The sequence below is a fragment of the Campylobacter sp. BCW_6466 genome, from assembly GCF_001762835.1.
GTDB lineage: Bacteria > Campylobacterota > Campylobacteria > Campylobacterales > Campylobacteraceae > Campylobacter_D > Campylobacter_D jejuni.
Window position 1 is genome coordinate 39,743 of the sequence record NZ_MJXO01000031.1, and the last position, 12,815, is coordinate 52,557.

Sequence of the window (12,815 nt, forward strand, 5' to 3'; positions counted from 1 at the left end):
CTTACACCGTTTTTGAGAATACTTTTTTATCTTCACTAATGTTTTTCATATAAGCATCAAAACACATGGCAATATTTCTTATAAGCAAAACGCCTGTTTCATTGACTTTGATAAAATTTTCATCAAAATTAATAAAATCTTTGTATTCTTCTAAAGCTTTTAAATCCTCTTTAAAATACTCCTGAAAATCAATGCAAAATTCTTTTTCTATTGACTTGATATCAAGCTTAAAATTTGCCATTAACTCCATAATCACTGCTTTTCTAAGCTCATCATCATCGCTTAAAGCTACGCCTCTTTCAAAAGGCAAAACTCCTCTATCTAATGCAGCTTCATAACTTGACATATCTTTAAAATTTTGCGCATAGTGTCTTTGTCCTTCGCCTATACTTGTAAGCCCAACACCGACTAAATCAGCACCACCTTTAGTAGTATAACCTTGGAAATTTCTATGTAAAGTTCCATTTTCTAAAGCTTTAAAAAGCTCATCATTTTCTTTTGCAAAATGATCCATTCCTATCATTTTATAGCCATTTTTGCTTAAAAATTTCTCACAAAATTCTAAAATTTCAAGCTTAACATCAGGACTTGGCAAGGTATTTTCATCAAATTTTCTCATATTTTTCTTAAGCCAAGGCACATGAGCGTAATTAAAGATCGCCAAACGATCAGGATTTAAAAGTATAACTTTTTCTAAAGTTTGTGTAAAGCTTTGTAAATTTTGATAAGGCAAACCATAAATTAAATCCATATTTACAGACTTTATTCCTTTGCCTCTTACAAGATTTAAAGCATTTTGTGTTAATTCAAAAGGCTGAATACGATGAATTTCTTTTTGAACTTTTTCATCAAAATCCTGTACTCCAAAGCTGATACGATTAAAACCATTTTGCGTTAAAACTGAGGCTTGTTCCTCATTTAAAAAACGCGGATCGATCTCACAGCTAATCTCTGCATCTTTGGAAAAATTTCTAAAAATAGATCTGATTTTTAAAATCAAATTTTGAAGTTGTTTAGCACTAAAAAAAGTTGGAGTTCCGCCCCCAAAGTGCATTTGCACCACTTCACGCTTGGTATCCAAAATGGTACTTAAAATATCAAGCTCTTTAAAAATATAAGTTAAATACCTTTCTTTACTCTCTTCTTTGGCTGTATAAATAACATTGCAACCACAAAAATAACAGGCACTCCTACAAAATGGTAAATGAAAATAAAGCGATAAAGATCTATCTTGCTTTTTTAAAATTTCTATATATTCTTCATATTTGAAATTTGTATTAAACTCTACTGCTGTAGGATAAGAAGTGTAGCGTGGTCCTGCTTTAGAGTATTTTACAAAAGCTTTATAATCTCTCATTTTGATTTACCCTTTCTATCATCACTTGCATATCTACAAATAAATTTGGATGCTCTTGTTTGATTTTAGAAATTAATTTTTCAAGATCAATACTAACTTCCATAGTACCATTTTGCGCCTTTTGCTTGATCTCATCCATAGCAACCGTCCAAACATCGTTAAAATCTACAGGAATTTGTTGATAAATCGCCTTTTCTAAACGCAATTCAAAATTCTCTTTTTGACTTTGTTTTAAACTTTCAAGTATATTCTTAAGACTTTGTAAAGAAAGCAAAGTGTGAATTTCATCGTTTTCATCAATCACAAACCAAGGCTCAGGAGAATCAAAACTCCCATTTTCAAGAACTAAACATTTTTCGTTTTTATTCTCGCTTTGCTTCATTTTAAAAATCGTTCTATCTTTTTTCTTTATTCCTAGATTTTGACTAAATTCATCAATGCGTTTTAAGCAAGTGCTATACTTTTCTAGCTCTTTCATTCTCTTCCTCTCTGATTATCCAAAAAACAAAGCAAGGCTTTTACCACATAAAGGCGATTTCTTGCTTCTTCAAAAATCACATCTGCATGTTTTTCAAAAATTTCTTCACTCACTTCATAACCCCTATAAGCAGGCAAACAATGAAGCAATATCGCATCTTTATTGGCAATGCTCATAGCCTTTTCATCGATCATAAATCCTTCAAATTCTTTAATCTTGCGTTCTTTTTCATTCTCTTCACCCATGGAAACCCAAGTATCGGTGATGACTACATCTTTATCCTTTAAGGCTTCAAATTTATCATGGCTTAAGGAAATTTTAGCTCCTGAAATCAAAGCCTGTTTCATAGCAAATTCCCAAATTTCAGGGCTAATTTTATAGTTTTTTGGTATAGCTATACTAAATTCAAAGCCCAAAATCGCAGCCGCAATAAGCCAAGAATTGCACATATTGTTACTATCTCCGATAAAAGCAATTTTTGCTATACCATTTTGCATTTTATTCCATTCTTTGATAGTAAGCAAATCTCCTAAAACCTGAGTAGGGTGATAAAGCTCGCTTAAAGCATTGATCACAGGAGCTTTAGAATATCTTGCAAATTCGAGTAAAGTTTCATGCTTATTGACTCTCATCATTACAAAATCAACCATCGCTCCTATCACCCTAGCTGTATCCTTTACAGGTTCGCCACGACTAAGTTGTAAATCATTGCTGCTTAAAAACAAAGCCTTTCCACCAAGCTCTGATATAGCAAGTTCAAAGGCAATTCTTGTTCTTGTAGAGTTTTTCTCAAAAATCATTGCTAAAGTTTTATCTTGTAAAAGTTTTTTAGGCTCTTTTTTAAGCTCACTAGCGTGATTTACAAGGCTTAAAATTTCTTCCTTAGAAAAATCTCTTAAAGTTAAAAAATGTTTCATTTTTCTCCTTTTAATATTTTAGCTAATTCTTTGGCATGATAAGTGATGATAAGCTTTGCCCCTGCTCTTTTAAAAGCTATCATAGTTTCATATAAGATTTTTTCATAATCAATCACTCCCGCATTTTTAGCTGCCTTTAGCATAGCATATTCTCCGCTTACATTATAAACACACAAAGGCAAGTTAGAATGAAGAGATATTTCCTTAACCACATCAAGATAAGCAAGAGCAGGTTTTACCATCAAAATATCAGCTCCTTGCGTTTCATCTTCCAAACTTTCTTCTAAAGCTTCTTTACCATTAGCAAAATCCATTTGATAGCTTTTTCTATCTCCATAACTTGGAGCTGACTCTGCTACATCTCGAAATGGCCCATAATAACTTGATGCAAATTTAGTAGAATACGCCATTATAGGCAAATTTTCAAAACCTTCTTTATCTAAAGCTTCACGCAAAGTAGTGATAATACCATCCATCATCCCACTAGGTGCTATCATATCTACCCCTGCTCTTGCGTGAACTAAGGCTTGTTTGGCTGAAATTTCTAAAGTGGCATCATTATCTACACTTTTTGTTTTTGGATCGATAATCCCACAATGCCCGTGATCTGTGTATTCACAAAAACAAAGATCGCTAATTACAAAAAGATCTGGAAAATTTTTCTTAATCTCTCTTATGCTTCTTGCAACAAGCCCTTCATCATCTAAAGCATCGCTTCCGCAACTATCTTTTTTCTCATTTTCTAAAACGCCAAAAAGTATAATGGCTTTAATGCCTAAATTAACTACATTTTGACACTCTTTTAAAATTTCATCTAAACTCATTTGAAACACATTGGGCATAGAAGAAATTTCTTTTTTTATCCCTGTTCCATTAACCACAAAAAGCGGATAAATCAAATCATTCACACTTAAAGAATTTTCCCTTACCATAGATCTTAAGTTTTCATTAAGCCTTAATCTTCTAAATCTTTTAAACATTTTTTTGTCCTTTTTTTGCTAAAATCTTAACATAAATTTGATTATAGAGAGTAGTAAATGAAAATAAAAATTTCAGAAATTGCGAATTTACCTAGCAAATGGGGAAATTTCCAAATACAAAGTTTTAAAGAAAATGATAAAGAACATTTATGTATATTTAAAAATACTCCAAAAGACACACTCAATCTAAGAATTCATTCAGAGTGCTTAACAGGAGATGCTTTAGGAAGTTTAAAATGTGATTGTGGAGAACAGCTTGAATTTTCGTTAAAATATATAGAAAAAAACGGCGGAATGGTGATTTATCTTAGACAAGAAGGAAGAGGTATAGGACTTTTTAACAAGGTTAATGCTTATGCTTTACAAGATAAAGGTTTTGATACGATTAAAGCAAATCATCAGCTTGGCTTTAAAGCCGATGAGAGAACTTATGAAATTGTAGAATTTATACTCAAATACTATGAAATTTCTAAGGTTAATTTACTCACAAATAATCCCGAGAAACTAGAGTCCATTAAGGAAAAAATCATCACACGCATACCGATTTTAATAGAACCTAACCGTTTTAATGTAGAATATTTAAACATAAAACAAACTCAAATGGGACATCTTAAATAAATGATTTTTAAAGATTATGATTTTTTACAACACTACGATTTAAAAAACTTTAAAGAAAAGGTAAAAATTTATAAAGAATTATTATCTAAATTTAACCGCATTCACAATCTTACTCATTTAAAAAATATAGATGAAAATATCTTTGATAGTATTAAAATTTTAGATTTTTATGATTTTTCTAAAGCAAAAAATATTGCCGATATAGGAAGTGGTGCAGGATTTCCAGCTGTATTTTTAGCCTTTTTACTGCAAAGCAATTTTCATCTTTTCGAACCCAATCCCAAAAAAGCTGCCTTTTTGCGGACACTAAAAATAGAATGCGAACTTTCAAATTTACATATTTACAAAGAAAAAGTTCAAGAGTGTAAAAATACCTTTAAAGCCGATATCATCACTTCAAGAGCCTTAATGGATGTCAAGCCTTTGCTTGAAATTTGCAAAAATCTAAAAGATGACAATACGGTTTTTATTTTATGGAAAGGCAGTGAAATTTATCAAGAACTTGAAAATATAAAAAATTATGAAATTTTTGAAAATAATTTAAGAAAATATTGTATTTTAAAGTAGCCCTAAGGCTACTTTTTATTCTGCTAAATCAGCATTAAAACTGATATCAACCAAAGGCCAAGAGATTCCACCATGTCCTGGAGCAGCATCACTTAATGCTTTTAATGCTTTAGAACCATTTTTAAAAGTATGCAAATCAAGCTGCCCTTTAGCTTCAAATTTATTATCTTTGATAGTATAAGTTAAAGGTACAATAGTACTTTTTTTATCCATGGTAATTTTTGCTGAAATAACGCCTTTGTTTTCACCTACAATCACATCTTGGAAAACAACTTTAATATCTGCATTTCCCAATAAAGCAGGAAAAAACACTTTTGTGATATTATTGGTTATAACATCATTGCCTTCACCCATAAAAGCATTACTTGGCTTTATAGTAGCTTTAGCTCCTTTAAGATAACTTGCAAAATCCTTTGCATTTTTAGAAAATTTATATTCTACATTCTTAAATTCACCTTCTACTCCTACCATATCCTTAGTCTTATACCCTTCAAAAGATATTTTTAAACTATCTTCTTTAAAAGATACGGCACTTAAAGCAGATGCTAATAAACAAGAACTTAAAATACTTAAAACAATTTTTTTCATTTTAACTCCTTCAAAATGAGATTTTATTAAACAAAAACAATTATATTATCACTTGATTAATAAAAATAAATTTTTTCAAAAAATAATTGTTATTACCAAAGTATATCTTTAAAAGTCAAAGTTAAAAAATATCCTCCAAAAATCAAAACAAGCCCTAAAACAAAAGCCAAACCAAATACTCTAGAGCCACTCTTTAAAAATTTTTTAAAGTCAATTTGCAAACCTAAAGCTGCCATAGCAAAAACAATACATAAAGTACAAAGTGTTTTACCTAAAGAAATAATATCACTCGTAGCAATACCTAAAATACTTTCTTTAGTTGCTAGATATGTATTTAAAACTATCATACCTAAAAATGCGAATGCAAAATAAGGAATAGTAATACTTTTTGCAGTTTTTCCACTGCTTGAATGCTGATTTTTAGCAAAAAAATAAGTCACTATAAGCAAAAAAGGCACAAGTAAAATCACTCTCATCATTTTTATAATCACTGCAACATTAGAAGCACCTTGCTCAAATCCTGCCATATCTTTTGCCATTTCAGCGGCACCTGCAACATTTGCCACTTCATGCAAAGTAGCCCCCATAAAAACCCCCATAGCATTTTGATCAAAAAAAGGAAAAAGATTTAAAGAAAAAGCTATAGGATACAAAAACATAAACACAAGTCCAAAAATCACCACCGTACCTACAGCTAAAATTCCTTTAAAAGGATCACTTTTTAAACTTGACTCCAACGCTAAAACCGCTGCCGCACCGCAAATCGCACTTCCGGCTCCAACAAGCATAGAAGTTTCTTTATCGAGTTTAAAAATTTTCATTCCTACAAATAAAGCAATAATAAAAACAAAAAATATCACTATAGCAGAAAGTAAAAACCCTTTCAACCCTACACTTAAAAGCTCAGTTAAAGTAATATTAAAACCATATAAAACAATACCGAGTCTTAAAAGCTTTTTTGCACTAAAATGCACTCCAGCTTGAAAATGGTGTTGGTATTTAAAAAACCAAGGAGAAAGCAACACTCCTATGATGATAGCAAAAGCAGTCGCTGCCAAATGAGTAGTATCTTTGATACTTTGAACACTAGAAAAATACATAGCAAAAATCACTATACAAGCAGTAAAAAGCAAACCCTTAAAATTTGAACGCACTATAGCCATGCTATGTGCTAAAAAACTTGTTTTCATTTATTTTCCTTTTTCTAAATTTTGTGTTATTATATTTTTTTTATTAAAATTATAAAAATATATTATTTTAATTTTTATAATAATTTTTTTTTATTAAATAAAGGAATCACTCATGAAAATCAAAGATATGGAAATATTTTTAGATCTTTTAAACACTCAAAGTCCAACTCATACAGCCAACAATTTTTCCATAACTCAACCTAATGTTTCAATAGTAATTAAAAATTTAGAAAATAAATTTGATGGCATTTTATTTGAAAGACTTGGAAAAAAACTCTTACCTACACCAAAAGCTTTAGAACTAGGAGAAAATTGGTTAAAAATTATACAAGCCTACTACCAAAGCTTAGAAAAATTAAACGACGAAAGTATGCTCTTAGGGGAAATAAAAATAGCCTCAACTCAAAGCATTTCTGAACATTTTTTAGCTCCTATTTTATTTGATTTTAAAGCAGAATTTAAAAACATAGAAATTCGCTCTCAAACACAGAATTCAAAAGAATGTTTAAATTTGCTAAAAAACGGAAATATAGAATTTGCAATTATTGAAGCAGAACTTGATCCAGCTTTAGTGGAGTATGAAAATTTAGAAATAAATTTTTGGCAAAATGATGAACTTATAGTAGCCACAAGTGATAAAAAATTCAATGAAAAAGAATTTTATATCGATGAACTTTTAGAACAAAAGTGGATTTTAAGAGAAGTAGGCTCAGGCTTAAGGGATAAATTTTTAAACGAAATTGGTGCAAGCTCAAAAAAACTTAATATTTTTCTTGAGCTTGATAGAATGGCTGCGATTAAAGAACTTGTTTTACAAAAAAAAGCAATCTCTATTTTTTCCAAAAAAAGCATAGAAAAAGAATTAAAAAATTCAACACTTTATGAAATCAAGTTAAAAAATATCAACCTAAAGCGTAAATTTTATACCTTAAAAAGAAAAAATTATAATTTTAACAGAGCTTTAGAAAAATTTGAAAAAATATTTAAATCATAAGCATAATAACCGATTTATATAGAAAGTTAAGCAATTTTTAGATAAAATCCAAAGCTTATATAAATTTCAAGGATAATCAATGAACGCCAAAACTCAAGAAGCTGAATTAGAAGAATTATTTCAAGAAAATGCAAAAGATTATATCACATATGAAAAATTGGTAAAATATCTTACAAAACAACCAAGTGCATCAACCGCTAAAAAAGTGCAAGCATTAGTGAAAAAACACAAAGTGCAACTTTTTTCAGCAGCTGAAATTGCACAAATGAAAAACATAGAAGATGCAAAAAGACTTCAAGAAGAAAAACAAAAACTCCAAGATACAAGCCTTGAGAACGAATTTGATTTAGCCAATGAAAACGATTTATTAGAATGGAGCAGATCAGATTCTCCTGTTCGTATGTATTTAAGAGAAATGGGACAAATTGCTTTATTAAACAAAGATGAAGAAATTGAAATTTCTAAAAAAATAGAACTTGGTGAAGATATTATCATTGATGCTTTTTGTTCTGTACCTTATTTGATAGATTTTATTTTAGATTATAAAGAACCTTTAATAAACAGAGAAAGAAGAGTAAAAGAATTATTTAAAAGCTTTGACGATGAAGAAAAAAATGATGATAAACTTGATGAACTTGATATAGACGAAGATGAAGAAAACGAAACAGAATTAGAAACAGATGAAGAAAATACTAAAAAAAACAGCAAAAAAGAAGATGAAAGAACTTTAAAAGTTATAGAAAAATTTAAAGCTCTAGAAAAAGCTAAAAAAGATTGGCTAAAAACATCCAAAGACAAGGAAAGTGGAGATGAGCTTTTAGATAAATTAAGCATTGCATTCAAAAAAAATATTTTAAAAGAAAAATTAATGGATCTAGGCCCTACTTCAAAACTTATTAGTGAAATCGTAAAATCAATGGAAACTGCACTAAAAAGTGATGAAGAATTTGACAAAGAACTTAAGCGTTTAGAATACCGCTTACCTATGTTTTCTGATGAACTTAAAAAACGCCATGCAGATATTTTAAAAGATATTACAAAATTGAGCAAAGAAGAAATCACAGAGCGAGCTTTAGAAACAACCATGGTAAGCACTTATATGGAAATTAAAAAACTATTTCAAACTAAAGAAGCCAGTGAAAAAAGCTTTGATCTTGAAAAATCACGTTTAAAAGAAATTTTAGAGCAAATTAAACGTGGTAAAAAAATCTCTGATGAAGCAAAAGGAAGAATGGCAAAATCAAACTTGCGTCTTGTTGTAAGCATAGCTAAACGCTACACAAATCGTGGTCTACCTTTCTTAGATCTTATTCAAGAAGGGAATATAGGCTTGATGAAAGCTGTGGATAAGTTTGAATACAAAAGGGGTTATAAATTTTCCACTTATGCAACCTGGTGGATCAGGCAAGCTATTTCAAGGGCTATAGCTGATCAAGCAAGAACCATAAGAATTCCAATCCACATGATAGAAACCATCAATCAAATTAACAAAATTATCCGCGAACATCTACAAAAAGATGGAAAAGAACCTGATGTCAGCGTTATAGCTAAAGAAGTAGGTTTAAGCGTAGATAAGGTTAAACAAGTTATTAAAATTACAAAAGAACCAATTTCTCTTGAAGCTCCAATAGGAAATGAAGATGATGGTAAATTTGGAGATTTTGTTGAAGATAGAAATTCACTTTCTCCAATGGATCATATCTTAAAGGATGATTTAAAAGAACAAATTGATGAAGTTTTAGATCAATTAAACGATAGGGAAAAAGCGGTAATTCGAATGCGCTTTGGCTTAATGGATGATGAAAGCGATAGAACCTTAGAAGAAATTGGGAAAGAGCTTAATGTCACTCGAGAAAGAGTGAGACAAATAGAAAGCTCAGCTATAAAAAAACTCAAACACCCTAAAGTAGGAAGAAAACTAAAAAATTATATAGAAGGTTGGAAGTAAGAGTCAATCTCTTACTAAAAACCTAAATCTTTTTCTTCTTTTAACTTGCGTACATGTTCAAAAAAAACTAATTTTCCGCTATGTTTTTTTAAATTTTTAAATTCCTTAATATCAAATTCTAAACACAAGATAGAAGAAGTTGGAAAAGAAGCTAAACATAGCGAGCTTAATAACTCTCCAAGCTCCATTAAACCAGGATTATGGCCCACTAAAAACACTTCATTAAACTCATCATCAATATCTTGCAAAATTTTTAGCAATTTCTCAACATTGCAAAGATACAATCTTTCATCAAAACAAATTTTATTTTTATCAAAATTATAAAATTTGGCTATTTTTTTCGCTGTTTTAGCGGTTCTAACAGCAGGACTTGATAACACTAAATCAGGATGAATTTCATGCAAGGCAAGATTCTTAAAAAGTTTTTTTAAATCTTCCTTTCCACTCTTAGTAAGCTTTCTTTCAAAATCATCGATATCTCCTCTCTTACTTGCTTTTGCATGTCTTATAATATAAATTTTTTTCATTTTACCTCTTTTATTTTAGCTAAAATATAACCACATATAAACCCGAAAATATGACCATACCAAGCAACATTTACCCCCATAAGTAATGGCGCAAAACTCATAAGTAAAATTGCCACTATAAGTCCTTTTGTGCTATTTTTATCAAGAACAGCATAAAAACCCATTAAAACACAAATTGCACCACTAGCACCTATGACATTTATATTTTCTCCAAAATATTTAAAATCAAAATACACATAAAAAACACTTAAAAGTGAACATAACAACCCGCCAATAAAATAAATAAAAATAAAACGCAAAGCACCCAAATAAGTTTCTAATATACGCCCAAATTGAAATAAAACTATCATATTTAATATAAGATGAGTTAAATTTCCATGTAAAAACATTGAACTTAAAAGTTGCCAATAAGCTCCATTAAAAAATAAAATATTCAAACCAAGGATATTGCAATAATCATAAGAAATCAAAAAATAACATAAAACATTTAAAAAAATTAAAAAAATTGTAAGCAAAGTATTAAACCTTTATTTTTTATAATATTGTCTTAAAATTCACATAAAATTCACATAAAATTCTTTACAATTTTACTAAAAAATAATTAGGAAAAATATTGAAAATTAAATTTTTAAGTATTATTACTATTTTAAGTTTATCTTTAAACGCTGATATAATAATTTCTGCTGATAATTTGCCAAGTGTTTCTAAAGAATTTTTACAACATAATTTCAAAGCACCTATAGGGATCGTGCAAAAAGACAAAAATTCCTATGAAGTCTATCTTAGCGATGGGACAGAACTTGAATTTGACATAGATGGAGCTTGGAAAGAAATTGAAAATAAAGCCTTTCCTTTTGAACTAGATTTTTTACCTCAAAATTTAGCTAATATCATTAAAAACGAATTTCCAAATACAAAAGCTAGAGAAATCGAAAGAAAAATCAACCATTACAAGATTAAATTTGATAACGATGTAAAAATTCTTATAGATTTTAATGGAACTATCTTGCACAAAGAAATTGATGATTAAAATATAATCAAATCTGCATTATATTTTTAACATCATCATGTTCTATCTTTTCTTTTTCAAGCAAAAGCTCTGATAATTTTAAAATTTTATCCTTCATAGAATTTAAAAATTCATCCATTTCTTTTTTTTGTTCATTTAAATTTAACTCTTCTAACATATCAAAACTCAACATATAATCAAGCAATTCTTTAATCTTTAAAAAATCATCTTGCGAGTTGGTATAACTTTCATTGTAAATTAATTTCATAGCTCTAGAACCAGCCAAATAAACTTTTATACGATTGATAAGCTCTGATTTTGATCTTATATTATGCTCATATTCTTTAAAACGATCTTCAATGAGAGTTATTTTATCAAATCCTATGTCAAAATAATATGCACTCAAAGCTTTTGCAGCTTGATAAGTGGCTTGAATTTTTTTCTCTTCATCATTAAAACTTAAAATCTTTTTCTTGCCTAAAAGAACTTTATTTAATACAGCATAAAAATCACTTTCCTCAACTAAAGCACTATTTCTTCTTAAAGCATTAATTGCCGCTTCATTGACCAAAGTTTCAAGTCCTGCTCCACTAAAACCTACGCTTGCTTTGGCGATTTTATTTAAATTGATATTATTATTTTTATCCTTCATATAAATTTCTAAAATTTTAAGTCTATCCTTAAAATCAGGTAAAGATAAAAAAATTCTCCTATCAAAACGCCCTGAACGCAATAAAGCAGAATCCATAAGTTCGATTTTATTTGTTGCAGCTATAACTATAACCCCGCTATTGTCCTCAAAACCATCCATTTGGGTTAAAAGTTGATTTAAAGTACTATCTCTTTCAACATTTGACATTTCTCCCCTTGCTTTACCTACAGCATCTATTTCATCGATAAAAACTATACTAGGAGCCATCATTTTAGCTTTTGAAAAAAGCTCTCTAACTCTTTTTGCACCCATACCTACATAAATTTCAACAAAACTTGAACCACTTTGATAAAAAAATGGCACCCCTGCTTCTCCTGCAACTGCTTTTGCTATCAATGTTTTTCCTACACCTGGTGGGCCTACCATTAAAACACCTTTTGGCATTTTTACACCAAATTCTTTATATTTTTTAGGATTTTGTAAAAAATCTACAAGTTCTCTTAGCTCCATTTTAACTTCATCAACACCTGCTACATCATTAAAAGTAATATTTGAAATCACAGGTTTTATATGAGAACTTTCTAAATTTATATTTGAATTTTGAGCTTGAGTGTGATTCTTATTTGATATAGGATATTTAGCCAATTCTTTTTTACGGGCAAAATAACCAAGACTTATAAAAAGTGCGATAATAAAAACAAGTAAAATAAAAAACACCCAAAGTGTGTTATCTTTTTTAACCTCTATAGGAACTTTTGCTAAAAGTGTTTTTATATCTATGCCATCTTTTATAATTACGTAATTTTCACCTTCTGCCTTAAGCCAAATTTCGTCTTTATCAATCACAGCTTTTTGGATTAAATTTTGACTTAACAGACTTTGATAAAGATTTTCATCTATATATTTAGGTTCATTTTTAAAATATAAAATTCCCAAAAGCATACATAAAACCATAAAAGATGCTAAAATTATCTTTTTATTTTTCATTAT

At 29.4% G+C, this 12,815-nt stretch carries 14 protein-coding genes; 5 read left to right on the top strand and 9 right to left on the bottom strand.

The features are described 5' to 3' along the window. Position 1 precedes the first annotated feature (1 nt). From hemN to hemB, 4 genes are read right to left on the bottom strand one after another with little or no spacing between them, the layout of a single operon-like run. Positions 2-1,357, bottom strand: a complete 1,356-nt coding sequence (hemN, locus tag AJ887_RS03140; protein WP_052857683.1) for an oxygen-independent coproporphyrinogen III oxidase — start codon at positions 1,355-1,357, stop codon at positions 2-4. Continuing rightward, complete coding sequence (locus AJ887_RS03145) at positions 1,344-1,835, bottom strand: DUF2603 domain-containing protein (RefSeq protein WP_070277493.1); 492 nt, start codon at positions 1,833-1,835, stop codon at positions 1,344-1,346. Before AJ887_RS03145 ends, hemN begins: the two co-directional genes overlap by 14 nt. Continuing rightward, positions 1,832-2,752 carry an ornithine carbamoyltransferase gene (argF, locus tag AJ887_RS03150; RefSeq protein ID WP_070284803.1) on the bottom strand — a complete coding sequence of 307 codons (921 nt, stop codon included), beginning with the start codon at positions 2,750-2,752 and terminating at the stop codon, positions 1,832-1,834. The genes AJ887_RS03145 and argF overlap by 4 nt, the downstream gene beginning before the upstream one ends. Beyond that, positions 2,749-3,732 carry a porphobilinogen synthase gene (gene hemB, locus AJ887_RS03155; protein WP_070284805.1) on the bottom strand — a complete coding sequence of 328 codons (984 nt, stop codon included), beginning with the start codon at positions 3,730-3,732 and terminating at the stop codon, positions 2,749-2,751. Before hemB ends, argF begins: the two co-directional genes overlap by 4 nt. Positions 3,733-3,789: 57 nt before the next feature. On the opposite strand from hemB, the gene ribA reads away from it, so the two are divergent. Together ribA and rsmG are read left to right on the top strand one after the other, a co-directional pair. Further along, entirely contained in the window at positions 3,790-4,350 is a 561-nt protein-coding gene (gene ribA, locus AJ887_RS03160) for a GTP cyclohydrolase II (protein ID WP_044780255.1), read from the top strand. After that, entirely contained in the window at positions 4,351-4,917 is a 567-nt protein-coding gene (gene rsmG / locus AJ887_RS03165; protein WP_044780254.1) for a 16S rRNA (guanine(527)-N(7))-methyltransferase RsmG, read from the top strand. A 15-nt stretch (positions 4,918-4,932) separates the two neighbouring features. Here rsmG and AJ887_RS03170 read toward each other — a convergent pair whose 3' ends face one another. Together AJ887_RS03170 and AJ887_RS03175 are read right to left on the bottom strand one after the other, a co-directional pair. Further along, a complete protein-coding gene (locus tag AJ887_RS03170) occupies positions 4,933-5,505 on the bottom strand; it encodes a hypothetical protein (RefSeq protein ID WP_070277496.1) in 573 nt (190 codons plus the stop codon). A gap of 92 nt (positions 5,506-5,597) precedes the next feature. Next, positions 5,598-6,695, bottom strand: coding sequence for a YeiH family protein (locus tag AJ887_RS03175; protein ID WP_044780252.1), 1,098 nt, complete (start codon positions 6,693-6,695; stop codon positions 5,598-5,600). A 112-nt stretch (positions 6,696-6,807) separates the two neighbouring features. Here AJ887_RS03175 and AJ887_RS03180 point away from each other — a divergent pair, with 112 nt between their 5' ends. Beyond that, on the top strand, positions 6,808-7,689 hold the full coding sequence (locus AJ887_RS03180) for a LysR family transcriptional regulator (RefSeq protein ID WP_070284807.1): 882 nt from the start codon (positions 6,808-6,810) through the stop codon (positions 7,687-7,689). Positions 7,690-7,768: 79 nt separating this feature from the next. Further along, the gene (gene rpoD, locus AJ887_RS03185) at positions 7,769-9,637 is read left to right on the top strand and encodes an RNA polymerase sigma factor RpoD (protein ID WP_004305698.1); all 1,869 of its coding nucleotides are present in this window, start codon (positions 7,769-7,771) and stop codon (positions 9,635-9,637) included. A 14-nt stretch (positions 9,638-9,651) separates the two neighbouring features. On the opposite strand, the gene AJ887_RS03190 is transcribed toward rpoD, so the two are convergent. After that, positions 9,652-10,164, bottom strand: coding sequence for a SixA phosphatase family protein (locus AJ887_RS03190; RefSeq protein ID WP_070240127.1), 513 nt, complete (start codon positions 10,162-10,164; stop codon positions 9,652-9,654). Next, positions 10,161-10,679 (bottom strand): rhomboid family intramembrane serine protease, encoded by a 519-nt coding sequence (locus tag AJ887_RS03195; RefSeq protein WP_052949359.1) that lies wholly within the window; start codon positions 10,677-10,679, stop codon positions 10,161-10,163. Before AJ887_RS03195 ends, AJ887_RS03190 begins: the two co-directional genes overlap by 4 nt. Positions 10,680-10,777: 98 nt before the next feature. Here AJ887_RS03195 and AJ887_RS03200 point away from each other — a divergent pair, with 98 nt between their 5' ends. After that, positions 10,778-11,194 carry a PepSY-like domain-containing protein gene (locus AJ887_RS03200; protein ID WP_004305692.1) on the top strand — a complete coding sequence of 139 codons (417 nt, stop codon included), beginning with the start codon at positions 10,778-10,780 and terminating at the stop codon, positions 11,192-11,194. Positions 11,195-11,201: 7 nt separating this feature from the next. On the opposite strand, the gene AJ887_RS03205 is transcribed toward AJ887_RS03200, so the two are convergent. Next, the gene (locus AJ887_RS03205; RefSeq protein WP_070240129.1) at positions 11,202-12,812 is read right to left on the bottom strand and encodes an AAA family ATPase; all 1,611 of its coding nucleotides are present in this window, start codon (positions 12,810-12,812) and stop codon (positions 11,202-11,204) included. Positions 12,813-12,815 lie beyond the last annotated feature (3 nt).

What these genes read in the sequence shown, in the direction of transcription:
- rsmG (WP_044780254.1), top strand. Translation starts at nt 4,351, where the DNA reads ATGATTTTTAAAGATTATGATTTTTTACAACACTACGATTTAAAAAAC.
- AJ887_RS03190 (WP_070240127.1), bottom strand. Translation starts at nt 10,164, where the DNA reads ATGAAAAAAATTTATATTATAAGACATGCAAAAGCAAGTAAGAGAGGA.
- AJ887_RS03170 (WP_070277496.1), bottom strand. Translation starts at nt 5,505, where the DNA reads ATGAAAAAAATTGTTTTAAGTATTTTAAGTTCTTGTTTATTAGCATCT.
- AJ887_RS03180 (WP_070284807.1), top strand. Translation starts at nt 6,808, where the DNA reads ATGAAAATCAAAGATATGGAAATATTTTTAGATCTTTTAAACACTCAA.
- hemB (WP_070284805.1), bottom strand. Translation starts at nt 3,732, where the DNA reads ATGTTTAAAAGATTTAGAAGATTAAGGCTTAATGAAAACTTAAGATCT.
- AJ887_RS03145 (WP_070277493.1), bottom strand. Translation starts at nt 1,835, where the DNA reads ATGAAAGAGCTAGAAAAGTATAGCACTTGCTTAAAACGCATTGATGAA.
- ribA (WP_044780255.1), top strand. Translation starts at nt 3,790, where the DNA reads ATGAAAATAAAAATTTCAGAAATTGCGAATTTACCTAGCAAATGGGGA.
- argF (WP_070284803.1), bottom strand. Translation starts at nt 2,752, where the DNA reads ATGAAACATTTTTTAACTTTAAGAGATTTTTCTAAGGAAGAAATTTTA.
- AJ887_RS03205 (WP_070240129.1), bottom strand. Translation starts at nt 12,812, where the DNA reads ATGAAAAATAAAAAGATAATTTTAGCATCTTTTATGGTTTTATGTATG.
- hemN (WP_052857683.1), bottom strand. Translation starts at nt 1,357, where the DNA reads ATGAGAGATTATAAAGCTTTTGTAAAATACTCTAAAGCAGGACCACGC.
- AJ887_RS03175 (WP_044780252.1), bottom strand. Translation starts at nt 6,695, where the DNA reads ATGAAAACAAGTTTTTTAGCACATAGCATGGCTATAGTGCGTTCAAAT.
- rpoD (WP_004305698.1), top strand. Translation starts at nt 7,769, where the DNA reads ATGAACGCCAAAACTCAAGAAGCTGAATTAGAAGAATTATTTCAAGAA.